The sequence below is a fragment of the Rhizobium sp. 01N447_2 genome, assembly GCF_056399245.1.
This window is the reverse complement of the sequence record NZ_JBFTQY010000048.1, coordinates 1-16659: the sequence shown is the minus strand read 5'-3', so window position 1 is coordinate 16659 and position 16659 is coordinate 1. Positions and strand designations below refer to the sequence as shown.

14 protein-coding genes are annotated in these 16659 nt (G+C 61.6%); 8 read left to right on the top strand and 6 right to left on the bottom strand.

Going from position 1 to position 16659, the window contains the following annotated elements; translation table 11 throughout:
• Nucleotides 1-180 precede the first annotated feature (180 nt).
• Nucleotides 181-2895 (top strand): ABC transporter transmembrane domain-containing protein, encoded by a 2715-nt coding sequence (locus AC1ECN_RS26145; protein WP_018071539.1) that lies wholly within the window; start codon nt 181-183, stop codon nt 2893-2895.
• 102 nt (nt 2896-2997) lie between these two features.
• Nucleotides 2998-3465, top strand: a complete 468-nt coding sequence (locus tag AC1ECN_RS26140) for a cyclic nucleotide-binding domain-containing protein (protein ID WP_018071540.1) — start codon at nt 2998-3000, stop codon at nt 3463-3465.
• Between the two features lie 30 nt (nt 3466-3495).
• Here AC1ECN_RS26140 and AC1ECN_RS26135 read toward each other — a convergent pair whose 3' ends face one another.
• From AC1ECN_RS26135 to AC1ECN_RS26125, 3 genes are all read right to left on the bottom strand, one after another.
• Nucleotides 3496-3765 (bottom strand): type II toxin-antitoxin system RelE/ParE family toxin, encoded by a 270-nt coding sequence (locus AC1ECN_RS26135; RefSeq protein ID WP_130674120.1) that lies wholly within the window; start codon nt 3763-3765, stop codon nt 3496-3498.
• A complete protein-coding gene (locus AC1ECN_RS26130) occupies nt 3762-4220 on the bottom strand; it encodes a hypothetical protein (protein WP_130673861.1) in 459 nt (152 codons plus the stop codon). Before AC1ECN_RS26130 ends, AC1ECN_RS26135 begins: the two co-directional genes overlap by 4 nt.
• Nucleotides 4221-4347: 127 nt before the next feature.
• Complete coding sequence (locus tag AC1ECN_RS26125) at nt 4348-5679, bottom strand: MFS transporter (protein WP_018071543.1); 1332 nt, start codon at nt 5677-5679, stop codon at nt 4348-4350.
• Between the two features lie 378 nt (nt 5680-6057).
• Here AC1ECN_RS26125 and cyoA point away from each other — a divergent pair, with 378 nt between their 5' ends.
• The 5 genes from cyoA to AC1ECN_RS26100 are packed head-to-tail and all read left to right on the top strand — an operon-like array spanning nt 6058 to nt 11151.
• Nucleotides 6058-7233, top strand: coding sequence for a ubiquinol oxidase subunit II (gene cyoA / locus AC1ECN_RS26120; protein WP_130673862.1), 1176 nt, complete (start codon nt 6058-6060; stop codon nt 7231-7233).
• Between the two features lie 42 nt (nt 7234-7275).
• Nucleotides 7276-9279, top strand: a complete 2004-nt coding sequence (gene cyoB, locus AC1ECN_RS26115) for a cytochrome o ubiquinol oxidase subunit I (RefSeq protein WP_477954532.1) — start codon at nt 7276-7278, stop codon at nt 9277-9279.
• Between the two features lie 5 nt (nt 9280-9284).
• Nucleotides 9285-9905 (top strand): cytochrome o ubiquinol oxidase subunit III, encoded by a 621-nt coding sequence (gene cyoC, locus AC1ECN_RS26110; RefSeq protein WP_018246251.1) that lies wholly within the window; start codon nt 9285-9287, stop codon nt 9903-9905.
• Complete coding sequence (cyoD, locus tag AC1ECN_RS26105; protein WP_018482589.1) at nt 9902-10303, top strand: cytochrome o ubiquinol oxidase subunit IV; 402 nt, start codon at nt 9902-9904, stop codon at nt 10301-10303. The genes cyoC and cyoD overlap by 4 nt, the downstream gene beginning before the upstream one ends.
• Complete coding sequence (locus tag AC1ECN_RS26100; RefSeq protein WP_477954530.1) at nt 10300-11151, top strand: SURF1 family protein; 852 nt, start codon at nt 10300-10302, stop codon at nt 11149-11151. Before cyoD ends, AC1ECN_RS26100 begins: the two co-directional genes overlap by 4 nt.
• Here AC1ECN_RS26100 and AC1ECN_RS26095 read toward each other — a convergent pair.
• The 3 genes from AC1ECN_RS26095 to AC1ECN_RS26085 form a co-directional block, all read right to left on the bottom strand.
• The gene (locus tag AC1ECN_RS26095; RefSeq protein WP_477954529.1) at nt 11132-13060 is read right to left on the bottom strand and encodes a hybrid sensor histidine kinase/response regulator; all 1929 of its coding nucleotides are present in this window, start codon (nt 13058-13060) and stop codon (nt 11132-11134) included. The genes AC1ECN_RS26100 and AC1ECN_RS26095 overlap by 20 nt on opposite strands.
• A gap of 68 nt (nt 13061-13128) precedes the next feature.
• Nucleotides 13129-14535 carry an FAD/NAD(P)-binding protein gene (locus tag AC1ECN_RS26090; RefSeq protein WP_024321687.1) on the bottom strand — a complete coding sequence of 469 codons (1407 nt, stop codon included), beginning with the start codon at nt 14533-14535 and terminating at the stop codon, nt 13129-13131.
• 351 nt (nt 14536-14886) lie between these two features.
• The gene (locus tag AC1ECN_RS26085) at nt 14887-15504 is read right to left on the bottom strand and encodes a flavodoxin family protein (RefSeq protein WP_130693244.1); all 618 of its coding nucleotides are present in this window, start codon (nt 15502-15504) and stop codon (nt 14887-14889) included.
• 112 nt (nt 15505-15616) lie between these two features.
• On the opposite strand from AC1ECN_RS26085, the gene AC1ECN_RS26080 reads away from it, so the two are divergent.
• Nucleotides 15617-16659: ABC transporter transmembrane domain-containing protein (locus AC1ECN_RS26080; protein ID WP_477954527.1), on the top strand; the 1043-nt coding region annotated here is incomplete at its 3' end.

Sequence of the window (16659 nt, the reverse complement as noted above, 5' to 3'; positions counted from 1 at the left end):
CAAAATTCCTGTGGTATAAGCAATGTTCCGGCGAGAATCGGCACCTTTGCAGCCGGTCGCTTCGCCTTGTTTTCATTGCGATATCGGCGGTCCGGCTGCATGATCCTAATCTCAGAATTCCTCCCCGTCCCGGCGCCCGGCTCGCGCCCCCGGAATTTCCCAGCAAGCTGACGGTTAGCCATGGAAAAAAGCCTCGCCCGCTACATCTGGAAGAACACGCGGCTGCAGCAGCTGTGGATTCTGGCTGTCGTCGCCGCCTCTATGGTGCCCTATTTCCTGTCCTTCGACCTGCCGAAGCAGATCGTCAACGGACCGATCCAGGGAGACGGCTTCGAAGGTCCGGGCGCAAGGCAGACCTTCATGCATATTGCCTACGACATTCCGCTGATCGGACATGTCGAATTCTTTCAAGGGTTGCAGCTCAACCGCTTCCAGATGTTGATGGCCCTCAGCCTGGTGTTTCTGGCACTGGTGGTGCTGAACGGCCTCTTCAAGTTCTATATCAACACCTATAAGGGCCGGCTCGGGGAACGCATGCTGCGCCGGATCCGCTTCGAGCTCATCGACCGCGTGCTGCGGTTTCCGCCCATCCATTTCAAGCGGGTAAAATCGGCCGAAATCGCCACCATGATCAAGGACGAGGTGGAGCCGATGGGCGGCTTCACCGGTGATGCCTTCGTCTCTCCTGCCCTTCTCGGCGGCCAGGCGATCACGGCGCTCGCCTTCATCATCGTGCAGAATTTCTGGCTCGGCATGATCGCCGCCGGCATCGTCGGCGTGCAGGCAATCGTCATTCCCCGCATGCGCAAGCGCCTGCTGGATCTCGGCCGCCAGCGGCAGCTGACGGCGCGCGAGCTCTCCGGCCGCGTCGGCGAAATCGTCGACGGCATCGGCACGATCCACGGCAACGATACATCGAACCTCGAACGCGCCGACATCGCCTCGCGGCTCGGCCGGATCTTCTCGATCCGCTACGACCTTTACCAGTGGAAGTTCCTGGTGAAGTTCATCAACAACTTCCTCGCCCAGGTCACGCCGTTCCTGTTTTACGCAATCGGCGGCTACCTGGCGCTGCAGGGCCGGCTCGACATCGGCCAGCTCGTCGCCGTCATATCAGCCTACAAGGATCTGCCCGGTCCGCTGAAGGAACTGATCGACTGGGACCAGATGCGCCAGGACGTGCAGGTGAAGTACCAGCAGGTCTATGAGCAGTTCAATGTCGAGCCGCTGATCGACAGCCGCATCCAGGAACTGGCAACCGCCCCGGTCGGCGCGCTGACGGGCGCGTTCGTCGTCACCAACCTGTCGCTCTCCGACGACAGCGGCGCCCGCCTCGTCGACCACGTCTCCGTCGAGATCAAGCCGAACGAGACGGTGGCGATCGTCGGCCCGAACGGCAGCGGCGCGGAAGCTTTCGCCGAAGCGCTCGGCCGCATGGTCTGGCCGGACTCCGGCCGCATCACCATCGACGGCCGCGATCTCCTCGACATGCCGGAATCGATCACCGGCCGGCGGATCTCCTATGCCTCGTCCGACACCTTCTTCTTCCACGGCACGCTTGCCAGCAATCTGCTCTACGGCCTGAAACATGCGCCGATGACCGATCCGGTTTACGACGAGCGGGAAGCGCTGGAGTATAAATGGCATTCCGCCGAGGCGGAGAAAGCCGGCAATCCGACGCTCGACTTGAACAGCGACTGGGTGGACTACAAGGCCGCCGGCGCCAGCGGGCCCGAGGACATTCTGAAAGCGATCCGCCCGGTGCTCGACGCCGTCCTGATCTCGCAGGACATCCTCGATCTGGCGCTGCGCTCGACCGTCAACACCGACGTGCATGTGGCGCTCGGCGACCATGTCGTCGCGCTACGCGCCTCGCTGCGCGACCGGCTGCGCGACGAGGGGCTCGACACGATCGTCGTGCCTTTCGATTTCGACGCCTATAACGCCCAGGCGACGGTCGGCGAGAACCTGCTCTTCGGCACGATGAAGCGGCCTTTGATGACCAATCGCAGGCTTGCCGCGCATCCCTATTTCCAGCAGCTCTTCCGTGAGACCGGCCTCAGCACCGATCTCTACGACATGGGCCTCGAGATCGCCGAGAACGCCGTGGAACTCTTCCACGACCTGCCGCCGGACCATCCTTTCTTCCAGCAGCTGACCTTCATGACGGCCGACGACATCCCGACCTACCAGGCGCTGCTGCAGAAGCTGCAAAGCCGCCGCTTCGAGGACGCCACGCCAGAGGAACGTTCGGCCATCATCCGACTGAGCTTTGCCTATATCGAGCCGCGCCATCGCTTCGGCTTGCTGACAAACGAGCTCATGGACAAGATCGTCAGTGCCCGCAAGCAGTTCCACGAGCATATTCCGGCCGATCTCGCCGAGCTGATCGAGCGTTACGACGCCGAGCGTTTCACCCCGTCGGCAAGCCTGATGGACAATGTGCTCTTCGGCCGTATCGCCTATCAGCAGGCCGACGCCTCCGACCGCATCCGCGGCATCATGGGCGAACTCTTCGATGCGCTCGACCTTTATGACGACGTGCTGTCGATCGGCCTCGAATTCGACGTCGGCTCCGGCGGCAAGCGGCTGACCATGGTGCAGCGGCAGAAGCTGAACCTGGCCCGCGCGCTGTTGAAGCGCTCGGACTATTTCATCTTCAACCGGCCGCTGTCGGCGCTCGATCAGCGCGTTCAGGATCAGATCACCCGCAACATCATCGAAGGCCTGCATGAAGAGGGCCATCGGCCGGCGATCATCTGGGTGCTCTCCAATGCCCGGCTGGCCGAAATGTTCGACCGGATCCTGCTCTTTGACCGCGGGGGATTGGCGGAAGCCGGAAACTATCCGGAACTTTCCGAGAARAACGGGATGTTCAAGGAACTGTTATCGTAATATTCTATAGGGGCGGCGATGGTGGGTGTTCCCGATGGGGAACACCTCGGAGTTTGAAGATGCCTGGTCCTGCGGACCCTGCGTCAGGGGATTGAAACGCTCATGCTGTTGAGAGACGAAGTCGAAATGCTGCGAAGGGTGCCGATCTTTTCAAGAATCGCGCCAGCAAAGCTCAAGCTTTTGGCGTTTACCTCAGATCGCATGACCTACAAAGCCGGGCAAAATCTCTTCCTTCAGGGCGATGTCGGTGATGCCGCCTACGTCATCCTCTCGGGTACCGCCGATATCGTCGTCTCCTCGCCGGCTGGCGAGATCAAGGTCGCCGACGTCGAACCCAATTCCATCGTCGGCGAAATCGCCATCCTCTGCGATGTCTCGCGCACGGCAACGGTACGCGCCACCTCGCCGCTTGAGGTGCTGCGCATCAGCAAGGAGCACTTCCTGAAGCTGCTCAGCGATTTCCCTGAAATGGCCGTGGAAATCATGCGGGTGCTGGCCGACCGCCTCAACCACACCACGGCGGAGCTGACCGCTGCGCGGGCGGCGAAGCAGCCGCAGATGGCGCAGTAGGATTTCGCTTCAGGATTTCGGCGGCCATTTCTATGCGCCGCGGACGAGACGCAAAATTTCCACCTGTTTGATTTTTTGGCGAACCCGATAGATCACGATAAAAGATGTGCGTGAAATGATCAGTTCGCGCGTTCCATCAATTCGTCCGGGCCGGTCGATCTCCGGCTGATCGATGAGCAAATCGGTCTGACGCTCGATCTCATCAAGCTGGCTTATTGCGGCGCCGACGTTCTGGTCGGTGATAAACTGAATTGCTTTCTTGCGATCTGATTCAGCTTTCGCACGCCAGACGAGCTTTATTTGGCCTCGCCCTTAAGCCGCGCCAGGAGCTCTGCCCGTTGACGCGCCATCTCCTCCTCAACGACCTCGTGAGGAATCCAGACGGTATTGGGATCATCGGCCTCCCGGATCGCTTCCTCGACCTGTTCGCGGAACCACGTGTCGTATTCCGCCGCCTCATGGGTACGACGCAGAGCTGCGGCCCGATCCGGCCGCGATGCCGTCCCCGGAGCATAATCGACTGCATCGACATCGAACTTAGAGATGCCGACGTCCTTGAGATAAGACACCAAGGTATCCATGCGCTTGAAGACGCGCACCTGCCGGCTGCGTTGGGCGGCGAGCGGGCGCTCGGCCTTGCCGTAGCGGATGAGAATCGACCAGCCACCGGGCCTGCCGACGACATGAACCGCCTCGACCGCTCCTGCTTCGACAAGGCGGGAAAGGGTCGAATGATCGATGGTTTCCGCGGTCATGGCATATCCTCGTTCAGGCCGACAAGGATTTAATTATAGATTGCCATGCATTCAATAATTGGAATTGCGCGGCCCGAAAACGACAGCCTGCATGGTTTCCCATGCAGGCCCGTGCGTTCAAGTCCGTCTATTCCCGCTGTTCCAGCGCCCTGCTGAAGGCGAGGGCCGCAAGCGTGCAGATGGCGCCGGACAGCAGGTAGTAGCCGACGAAGGTCAGGCCGAAGCGGCTGGAAAGGCTGAGCGCCACCAGCGGCGCAAAACCCGCGCCGATCAGCCAGGCGAGGTCCGAAGTGAAGGCGGCACCCGTATAGCGGTAACCGCGACCGAAGCGCGACGAGATCGAGCCCGTCGCCTGGCCGAAGGAAAGGCCGAGCACGCCGAAGCCGATGATGACGAAAGCGTCATGGCCGCTGTTGCCAGATGCGATCAGGCTCGGCCCGATAAAGCTGAAGACAGCGATGATGACGGCGCAGATGGCAAGCTGGGCGCGCCGGCCGATACGGTCGGCAATCAAGCCCGACGCGATGATGGTGAGGATGCCGACCGCGGCGCCGATCACCTGCACCACCATGAAGGCGCCGATCGGCTGGTTGCCGTAAAGGCTCATCCAGCCGAGCGGGAAAATGGTGACGAGGTGGAACATGGCAAAACTTGCCAGCGGCACGAAGGCGCCGATCAGGATGTCACGGCCATGAACGCGCAGCACGTCTAGGATGGGGGCGGCTTCCAGCTCGTGCTGTTCCAGCAGCGTGCCGAATTCCTTGGTCATGACCAGGCGCAAACGCGCAAACAGCGCCACGACATTGATCGCGAAGGCGACGAAGAAGGGATAACGCCAGCCCCAGGAGAGGAAATCCTCACTGGAAAGATTGGCGACGAAATAGCCGAACAGGGTACTCGCCAGCGCAAAGCCGATCGGCGCGCCGAGCTGCGGGATCATCGCATACCAGCCGCGGTGCTTGGCCGGCGCATTGAGCGCAAGCAGCGAGGCAAGGCCGTCCCAGGCGCCGCCGAGCGCAAAGCCCTGGCCGAGACGGAAGAGCGCCAGCAACGCGATCGACCAGACGCCGATCTCGTCGTAACCCGGAAGGAAGGCGATCGAGGCCGTGGAGCCACCGAGCAGGAAGAGCGCAATCGTCAGCTTGGTGCCGCGGCCATACAGCCGGTCGATCGTCATGAAGACGACGGAGCCGACCGGGCGGGCCAGGAAGGCCAGCGAGAAGATCGCGAAGGAATAGAGCGTTCCCGTCAGCCTGTCCGGCGCGAAGGGGAAGATCAGCTGTGGAAAGACCAGGACCGAGGCGAGGCCGTAGACGAAGAAATCGAAGAATTCCGACATGCGGCCGATCACCACGCCGATGGCGATGCTGCCCGGCGAAACCGGCTTGTCGTCGTGAATGCGCCGCGCGTCGCGTTCCAGCGACGACGATGACGGTCCGTAATGCGATGTTGTAGCCATGAAACGCCTCCCTCGTTGAAGCGCTTTCGGCAAGGCGCCTCAGCCTGATCTTGATCAAACCTGCAGGCTTATCAAGTCCGTAAGACGTAAATAGTTCATCATGGCGGCTCAAAATGAGGCGTGGGCGGAAAAAACAGCGTGATCCGGAGCGCGATTTTCCGATGGGATGCTGGCCTGCTCGGTTCTGGCGGATATATTGATTGGAAACATGCGCCGGCGGAAGAATCCTTCTTGATTTCATCAGGATTTCAAAGCTGTAGTGCAACATGATTCTTGCCGCAGTGCGGCATGATTGCTGCACTGCGACCAAACACCTCATGTCGCTATCGGGTCCAGTGCGTTAGTCGCGAACAAACGAAACAACAAGAGCTTAGAGACGTGCCAAAACTCGCGAAGTTTTCCCGCCTTCTATCCGTCTTGCCGCTGCTTTTCCTGGCAGGATGCAACATGGTGGTCATGGCGCCCTCCGGCGACATCGCCATGCAACAGCGCGATCTCATCGTCATCTCGACGGTGCTGATGCTGTTGATCATCATACCGGTGATCTTCCTGACGCTGTTCTTCGCCTGGCGCTATCGCCGCTCCAATACGGCGGCAACCTACGCGCCGGAATGGCACCATTCGACCCGTCTCGAAATCGTGATCTGGGCAGCACCACTGGCAATCATCATCGCGCTTGGCGCGGTGACCTGGATTTCCACCCATAAGCTCGATCCCTACCGCCCGCTCGATCGCCTCGATGCGCAGCGCGCCATTCCGGCCGATACCAAGCCGCTGAACGTCGAGGTCGTGGCGCTCGACTGGAAATGGTTGTTCTTCTATCCCGAGCTCGGCATTGCCACCGTCAACGAACTCGCTGCCCCTGTGGACAGGCCGATCAATTTCAAGATCACCGCCTCCTCGGTGATGAACTCCTTCTACATCCCTGCCCTTGCCGGCCAGATCTATGCCATGCCGGGCATGGAAACGAAGCTGCACGCCGTCATCAACCGGGAAGGCGAATATGAGGGCTTCTCCGCCAATTACAGCGGCGCAGGCTTCTCCCACATGCGCTTCAAGTTCCACGGCCTTACCCAAGACGGGTTTGACGCCTGGGTGGCGCAGGTCAAGCAGCAGGGCACGATGCTCAACCGCGACGCCTATCTGAAGCTCGAGAAGCCGAGCGAGAAGGAACCGGTGCGTTATTATGCCGGCGCCGATGCCGACCTTTACAACGCCATCCTCAACATGTGCGCCACGCCAGGCAAGATGTGTATGAACGAGATGATGCACATCGACATGATGGGCGGCGGCGGCAAGGAAAGTGCGGAGAACCGCGAGAAGCTGCAATATGACGACCGTCATGCCGACGAAGGCATCGTGGCGCCCGCCGCCACCGTGCCGGCGACGGGGGCACCGGCGCGAAGCGAGCCCGCCGAGCGGACCGACGGCAACAGCATGCAGCACGACATGCCCGGCATGCCCGGAATGGACATGCAGCATGAGGGTCATTCCATGCCCGGCATGAGCAATGGCGCCGATCCGGCGCCGGCGCAGCTCAACAACAACAATTAACCTGGCGCTTTGCGTCGCAAGACATAATGAACGGGTTGTTCCATGTTTTCCAATCCTGACCTCCTGAAGTTCGTCTTCGGCCGGTTGACCCTCGATGCCATCCCCTATCACGAGCCGATCCTGGTCGTGACCTTCATCGGCGTCGTCATCGGCGCCATCGCGGTGCTCGGCATCATCACCTATTTCAAGTTCTGGGGTCCGCTCTGGCGGGACTGGATCTGCAGCGTCGATCACAAGAAGATCGGCATCATGTATGTGATCCTCGCCGTCATCATGCTGTTGCGCGGCTTCTCCGACGCGATCCTGATGCGCGTCCAGCAGGCGATCGCCTTCAACGGTTCGGAGGGCTATCTGCCGCCGCACCATTACGACCAGGTCTTCACCGCCCACGGCGTCATCATGATCTTCTTCGTGGCGATGCCTTTCGTCACCGGTCTGATGAACTTCGTGGTGCCGCTGCAGATCGGCGCCCGCGACGTCTCCTTCCCCTTCCTCAACAACTTCTCGTTCTGGATGACCACCGCCGGCGCGATCATCATCATGCTGTCGCTGTTCATCGGCGAATTCGCCCAGACCGGCTGGCTCGCCTACCCGCCGCTGTCGGGCGCAGCCTACAGTCCGGGCGTCGGCGTCGATTATTATATCTGGGGCCTGCAGGTGGCCGGTGTGGGAACGACGCTTTCGGGCATCAACCTGATCGCCACCATCGTCAAGATGCGTGCTCCGGGCATGACCTTCATGAAGATGCCGGTCTTCACCTGGACGGCACTCTGCACCAACGTGCTGATCGTTGCCTCCTTCCCGATCCTGACGGCAACGCTCGCGCTGCTGTCGCTCGACCGCTACGCCGGCACGAACTTCTTCACCAACGACCTCGGCGGCAATCCGATGATGTACATCAACCTCATCTGGATCTGGGGTCATCCGGAGGTCTACATCCTCGTGCTGCCGGCCTTCGGCATCTTCTCGGAAGTCGTCGCCACCTTCTCCGGCAAGCGCCTCTTCGGCTACGCCTCGATGGTCTACGCGACCTGCGTGATCATGATCCTGTCCTACATCGTCTGGCTGCACCACTTCTTCACGATGGGCTCGGGCGCCAGCGTCAACTCCTTCTTCGGCATCACCACGATGATCATTTCGATCCCGACGGGGGCGAAGATGTTCAACTGGCTCTTCACCATGTATCGCGGCCGCATCCGCTATGAGGTGCCGATGCTGTGGACGGTCGGCTTCATGGTGACCTTCGTCATCGGCGGCATGACGGGTGTCATGCTGGCCGTGCCGCCGGCCGACTTCGTGCTGCACAATTCGCTGTTCCTGATCGCACACTTCCACAACGTCATCATCGGCGGCGTTCTCTTCGGCATGTTCGCCGGCGTGAACTACTGGTTCCCGAAGGCCTTCGGCTTCAAGCTCGATCCCTTCTGGGGCAAGATGAGCTTCTGGTTCTGGCAGATCGGCTTCTGGTTCGCCTTCATRCCACTCTATGTGCTTGGCCTGATGGGCGTCACCCGCCGCATGAGCCAGTTCGAGGACCCGTCGATACAGATCTGGTTCATCATCGCCGCTTTCGGCGTCGGCCTGATCGCGCTTGGCATTGCCGCCTTCCTGATCCAGATCGTCGTCAGCTTCATGAAGCGCGAGGAATTGCGCGACGACAGCGGCGATCCCTGGGACGGCCGCACGCTGGAATGGTCGACCTCTTCGCCGCCGCCGGAATACAACTTCGCCCTGACGCCCGTCGTGCACGATCATGACGGCTGGTACGACATGAAGAGCCGTGGTTATGCGCGTCCGCTGGAAGGCTTCCGGCCGATCCACATGCCGAAGAACACCGGCACCGGCGCGATCCTGTCTGCTATCAGCGTTGCACTCGCCTTCGGCCTGATCTGGTACATGTGGTGGCTGGTGGTCGTCTCCTTCGTCGCCATGCTCGCTGTGGCGATCGGCCATACCTTCAACTACAGACGCGACTTCTACATCCCCGCCGAAGAGGTGACCGAAACGGAAGGCAAGCGAACTGCGCTGCTTGCCGAGCAGGTGTGATGACCATGAGCGATCAGACTATCGACACGGCCGAAAAGCCTGAATTCTACCTGACGGAAGACCATCATCCGGAAAACAGCACCAATCTCGGCTTCTGGCTCTACCTGATGAGCGACTGCCTGATCTTTGCGGTGCTGTTTGCAACACACGGTGTGCTCGGCCGCAACTATGCCGCCGGCCCGTCGCCGGCCGATCTCTTCGATCTGCCGATCGTTGCCCTCAACACCTCGATGCTGCTGTTCTCCTCGATCACCTACGGCTTCGCGATGCTGCAGATGGAGCGGAACGCAAAGGCGGAAACGCTGTTCTGGCTTGCTGTGACCGGCCTGTTCGGCGCGGCTTTCATCGGGCTGGAACTCTACGAGTTCATCCACCTGATCCATGAGGGCGCCGGGCCGACGCGCAGCGCCTTCCTCTCCTCCTTCTTCACCCTGGTCGGCACCCACGGGCTGCACGTCACCTTCGGCATCATCTGGCTGATCACGCTGATGGTACAGGTGTCGATGCACGGCCTGATCGAGGCCAACCGCCGCCGCCTGATGTGCCTATCGATGTTCTGGCACTTCCTTGACGTCGTCTGGATCGGCGTCTTTTCCTTCGTCTACCTGTTGGGAGTTCTCGGATGAGTTCGCAAGCACCTGCACATGAGGATGCCCACGAGGCTCATCACGGCCACAGCCACGGCCATCAGGCCGGCCATGGAACGTTCCGCAGCTACATGACGGGCTTTGCGCTCTCCGTCATCCTCACCGCCATTCCCTTCTGGCTGGTCATGTCAGGCGTCTTCGAAAGCCCGGCGGTGACGGCGGTGCTGGTGATGGGCCTCGGCGCGATCCAGATCGTCGTCCACATGGTCTTCTTCCTGCATATGAATACCAGGAGCGAGGGCGGCTGGACGATCATGGCACTGATCTTCACCCTCATCATCGTCGCCATCGCGCTCTCCGGGTCGCTCTGGGTCATGCATCATCTCAACACCAACATGATGCCGATGAGCCCCGAGATGATGAAGAACATGCCGTGATTGGAACGAAGGGGCGGCGGCAGCGCCGCCCATATCGGTTCAGCCCAACAGCGGGTCAGGCCAACAGCGGGTCAGGCATGAGCAAGGCTTACTCGGAACAATCGCAAAGGCGGCACTATCAGGTCAAACGCGCGATCTTCGCCGCCTGCCTGATACTGCTTGCCGCAGCACTCGCAGCCCTCGGCACCTGGCAGGTTGAGCGCCTGGACTGGAAACGCGATCTCATCGCCCGCGTCGACCAGCGTGTGCATGCGCCACCCGTGCCGGCTCCGGCACGCGCCGACTGGGCCAAGGTCAACGCCACCGATGACGAATATCGGCGGGTGACCGCAGTGGGGACGCTGGCGAACGACAAGGAAACGCTGGTCTATGCCGCAACCGCGCTCGGTCCGGGTTACTGGGTGATGGCGCCGCTGACGCTTGCCGACGGTACATCAATCCTCATCAATCGCGGCTTCGTGCCGACCGAGAGGCGCGACCCGGCCTCGCGCCGCGAGGGCGAACTGTCTGGCCCCGTCGAGATCACCGGGCTGCTGCGGATGACGGAGCCGAAGGGATCGCTGCTGCAATCCAATGACGTCGCGGCCGACCGCTGGTATTCGCGCGATGTCGCAGCGATCGCTGAAAAACGCGGCGTCGGTTCAATTGCGCCCTATTTCATCGACGCCGATGYCACCGCCAATCGGGGCGGCCTGCCTGTCGGCGGCCTCACGATCATCGACTTCCCCAACAACCATCTCGTCTACGCGATCACCTGGTACGGGCTGGCGGTGATGGTGCTGGCATTGCTGGTGTTCATTCTTCGCGGCGAGAGGGAGCGGATCGCCCCTATGAAGCAATCCGGCTGATCGCCTCGGCGAGCTGCGCCTGCGAGAAGGGTTTGCCGAGGCGAGGCAGGTCGACGATGCCGGCTCCTTCAGGGATCTCGGCGTAGCCGGTTGCGAGGATGATCGGCATGTCGGGCCATTCGCTGCGGATCGCCTCGGCGAGCTGCGCGCCCGTCATGCGCGGCATGGCATGGTCGCAAATCACCAGGTCGACCGGCTGCTTGCGCAGGATGTCGAGCGCCTCGGGACCCCCCATCGCCTCGAATACGGTATGGCCGAGATCTTCGAGCATCAGCGTCGTATTCATCAGGACCAGACCGTCGTCATCAACGGCGACGATGCGCAGCCGGCGCGACGCATTTTCCTCCTGTTGCGGACGGTCGGCAGCGGCCTCGGTCCCCTGTTCGACCGTTGCAACCGGGAACCATAATTCGGCCGTCGTACCTTCGCCGAGGCKGCTCTTCATCACGAGGCGGCCGCCGGACTGGGACGCAAGGCCCTGCACCATGGAAAGACCGAGGCCGGTGCCCTTGCCGACACCCTTAGTGGTGAAGAATGGGGTGATTGCCTGTTCCAGCGTCTTTGCATCCATGCCCTCGCCTTGGTCGATCACCGCGATACGGACATAGCGGCCGGGCGACAGCGGACCCTCGCCTGACGGCAGCGATTCCTCGGAGGCGCGAAGCACGATCCGGCCGCCGGACGGCATGGCATCGCGGGCGTTGACGACGAGGTTCAAGATCGCCATCTCCAGCTGGTTCGGATCGGTCAGGATCGTTGGCAGCCTGACGGGGAAGGAGGTCTCGATCACGGTGAGCGGGCCGAGCGAACGGCTCAGCATATCCATCATGCCGCGCACCAGGCCGGAGACGTCGATCGGCTCCATGTGCAGTTCCTGCCGGCGGGAAAAGGCAAGCATGCGCTGCGTCAGCGCAGCACCCCGCTGAGCGCCCTGCATGGCATTGTCCACCAGCGATGTCAGAGAGAGATCCCGCGGCATGCGTTTCTTCAGGATTTCGAGACTGCCGAGGACAGCCATCAGCAGATTGTTGAAATCATGGGCAATACCGCCGGTCAATTGACCGATTGCCTCCATCTTCTGCGACTGGAAAAGCTCTTCTCGAGCCTGTTCCAGTGCCCGCTGGGTCTCCATCTTCTCGGTGATATCGCGGGTGATCTTCGCAAAACCGAGCACATCGCCTTCGTCGTCGCGGATGACGTCGATGACGACGCTGGCCCAAAAACGGCTGCCGTCCTTGCGGACGCGCCAGCCTTCCCGCTCGAACCGACCCTCGGCGCGGGCAAGCCGGAGCGCGGTCTCCGGCACGCCGGCTTCGCGGTCCTCGGGGGTATAGAAAGTCGAGAAATGCCGACCAATGATTTCTTGCGGTCGATAGCCCTTGATACGCTCGGCGCCGAAATTCCAACTGCTGACATTGCCGTCGGGATCGAGCATGTAGATCGCATAGTCCGAGACGCCCTGGACCAGCCGGCGGAACTGTTCCTCGCTCTGGCGGATCGCCTTTTCGGCCGCCCGGCGTTCGGTCAGGTCGCGGGTGATCTTGGCATAGCCGATGAGTTCGCCGGAAGGACGGCGGATCGGATCGATGATCACATGCGCCCAGAAGCAGGTTCCATCCTTGCGCTGGCGCCAGCCTTCCCCCTCGAACCGGCCGTGCTTCTCAGCCGTGGCGAGCGCACGCGCCGGAACTCCTGCGGCGCGGTCCTCTTCCAAATAGAAACGGGAAAAATGCTGGCCGAGAATTTCGGAAGGCCTGTAACCTTTGAAGCGCTGAGCGCCGGTATTCCAGCTGGTGATGATACCTTCCGGGCTCAGCATATAGATGGCGTAGTCGGTGATGGCATCGACCAGAAGGCGAAAGCGTCCCTCTTCGTCAAGAGGCCTGTCATGTCGATTCAATACTTCCATCGGCCCCTCGGAGTCACCAGCGCTTTATAACGCAGCAGGGGGTGGATAGTTCCGAAGCAGTCCGAATTTCAGACGGCCTTGACCTGCGGGTAGAACCGCTCGCCGACACGCTCGGCAGCGGCATAGGCCTGCGAGACGATCTCCGGCACAAGATCGATATCGGGCAGGCTGCCGAGGCCGAGGGGACCGACGGCAAAGAGCCCTGCGACCGTCGAACCGTCCTCGAGGAAGGGCTCGCCGCGCGCATTGACCGCCAGGCCGAGCGAGAGCTCGTCCTGCATGGCAAGGCCGGCGGAAAGCAGGCTTTGCATCAGCGGCGCTGAAAGATCCGGCGCCTGACAGCGGCAATCGATGATGCGCTCGGCATGGATGACCTCCTCGGCCGCGGAACCGGCCGGCGTGAAGAACAGGCCGCTCAGGCCCCGGCGGCCGGCCCGGCCACGGCGCAGCACCGTGCGGCCTTCGGCGAGCTCACGTTTCAGCCGCAGGTGCATGGCTTCCGGCAGGCGGTTGCGATGGCTGTCGTAGATGGCCCTGAGGTGCCGGTTGAACTGATGCTTGTCGCGGGCCGGCAGCGAGCGCCAGAGCGAGCGGGCATGTTTTCTGAGGCCGTTCATTACCGATTGCCAGCTTCGCCCCGCCTCCTCCGCCTCGCGACAGGCTTCACGGATGAAGCGCACGATCTCCGGCAGGCTCTGCGGCAGCGCTTCGGCCGGGAAGACCGGATCGGCGGAATTCGGCGTATGGCTCTGGGGCAGGAAGCCGCGCCGGGAAATAATCGTCACCTGGCCGGCGTAACCGGAATCGCGCAGCTGCAGCAGCTGGTCGACGACGCGGATGCCGCTGCCAAGAAGTACTGCATGCGGCCGCGCGACGAGGCGCTGGGCCCTGATCGGCGAAGCGTCCTCACCGCCCGCATCCGGCACAGTCAGGCCGTAGCCGGTGGCGAGGATCACGGTATCGAACAGCGGATTGGCGGGATTGGCGCTTTCGAGCAGGAAGCGGTTGCCGTGGCTCCTGCGGATCGCCACGACCGGATCGTTGCAGACCTGGACGGTGATGTCCCTGCGCGCGGCCAGCGCTTCCGAAAAGCGCTGATAGACATAATCGCTGAAGATCTCCTTCGGCACGAAGATCTGCCGGAATCCCGGAATGGCGGCCGGCACGGCGGCGCGGAAGGCGGCGTTGCTGCAGAGCCAGTCGTTGAAATCGTCATTGTCGCCGACCGAGACCGAAAGATCCCGCACACGGGTGTTGAGGATCGTCGAGGAGCGGACTGAGGCCAGCGCCTGCCCACCGCTGACCGACGAATTCGGATCGAACAGCTGCAGGTGGAAGGGCGCGCGCACCGTCTTCATCAGCGCGATGGCCGTCATCATGCCGGAAAAGCCCCGCCCGACGATCGCAATGCGCGGTACGGCTGATATCTGCGCCGCCGCATTGGCTCTCGCGGAAAAAAGTCCCTGAACCGTCATCGCAACTCCTTTGCGGCTTCATCCGCACCCTGGGTCGATCGAGGTTTCAACGCATAAAACAGCGGTTCACGCGTTGATGAGGTTCATGCGGCCATTCACAACATCTGCCGCGGCACCGGGGTCCGAACCAGCAGCCCCGCAAGAGAACGAGGGGAGCAATCACGCCCGTCCATAGTCTATCAAACTAGTAGTGTATGAAAGCGCTAAATGGCGCAGGTGGCAAGAGCTTTGTTGCCCCATCAATTCAAGCTATTGAAATATAACATATTTTTGAAGTATCCCGTGGAAGTATGGCCGAGTTTTGCACCCGAACTGCGAATTGATCGCTGAAAACGTCGGTTAACAGCGACCCTAGCTACCCTCTCCCGGATATTGTTTTGCCTTCAGCAGGCTCGCCAGATGCGCCGTGTTGCGCGCCAGCATGTCAACGGCTTTCGTCACGACCTTCGGCACCTTGTCGAGATCGACGAAATTGGTGGAACCCATTGCCTCGCCGACCCAGTAGGCGACCGCATTCGCCGGAATGGTGAAGCCGACGTCGTTCAGCGCCTGGAAGAGCTCGGCCGACACATGATGGGCGCCGTCCTCATTGCCGACGACGGCAACAGCCGCGACCTTGCCATAGGAGACCATACGGCCCTCTTCGTCGGTCTCCTCGAGGAAGGCGTCCATGCGCTCCAGCGCCCGCTTGCAGACGCTGGATGGCTGGCCGAGCCAGATCGGCGTCGCCATCAGCAGGATATCGGCATCCAGCACCTTGGCGCGAATATCCGGCCAGTCATCGCCGGCACCTTCGTCTGAGGTGACGCCCGGCTTGACGTTGAAATCGGCAAGGCGAAGCACTTCGGTCACAACGCCATGCGCAGACATCGCCTTGTCGATCAGACCGATCATCCGGTCGGTCGAGGACGCATCCTTGGCGTCGCTGGTCTTCAGCGTGGCGTTGAGGGCGAGAGCTTTGAGCGGCATGGGTCTCTCCGGCGGTTGGCATTCGCCTGCTGCAACCCGGTCGCGCACAGATTGTTCCAGCCCGGATGCGAGGAGACCTCACGTAAAAATAACCAACTGGTGAATTCTTTACTTGAACCCCCAAATGGAATCGGCAAAAGTGAAGGTGCTATCAATCCCTTCATGGATTTGCCGTCTTTTCGGGCCAGCGTCCGACCACACATCTATTGGAAAAAATACCGTGAGCAGCGATGCGTTAATACGCGCGACGAAGCCTTCGGCTTCGATGGCGCTTGCAACTGCGGCAGGCTGGGGCCGAGGCCTCTTCACATTGGTGCGCATCACCATGATGGCCTTCCGCCACCCCTGGCAATCCGGCTTTGCGATCGGCGCCACGCTTGTTGCCTCCACCTTCCAGCTGATGATCCCGCGCCTTCTCGGCCGGGCCGTCGACCACACGCAGATGGCGATGAGCGGCGGCGCGGCGGGCCAGGCGGCACAGGACGCGCTTTTGACGACGGCGCTATTGCTGCTCGGCGCCAGTGTGCTGCGCGGCCTCTTCACCATGGTGCAGAACTATTACAGCGAAGCCGTCGGCCATCACATCGGCTACGAGCTGCGGCTGGCCTGCTACGAGAAAATCCAGCGTCTCTCTTTCAGCTTTCACGACACCGTGCATTCCGGCGACCTGATCACCGTCGGCCTGCTCGATCTCGAAGGCGTGCGCATGTATTTCTCGACAGCGCTCGTCCGGATGATCCTGCTGTCGATCCTGATCGGCATCGGCGCCTATATGCTGCTGTCGACCGATGTCCTGCTCGGCCTTCTGGCGCTGAGCTTCGTGCCCTTCGTTGGCTGGTGCTCCTCGGTGACGCAGCTCAGGCTACGTGCCACCTGGCTCGACCTGCAGGAGCGGCTTTCGGTGCTGACCCGCATCATGGAGGAGAATCTCGGCGGCATCCGCGTCGTGCGCGCTTTTGCCGCCCACGAACACGAGATTTCGAAATTCGAGGCCGCGTCGAAGAGCGCATTGGCGCTTGCACATCAGCGCGTCGGCATCCGCGTCACCAATACCAGCGCCATGACCTTCTCCTTCTTCGCGGCGATGGGCCTGGTGCTCTGGATCGGCGGCGGCAAGGTGATGTCGGGCGAGATCACCGTCGGCACGCTGGCTTC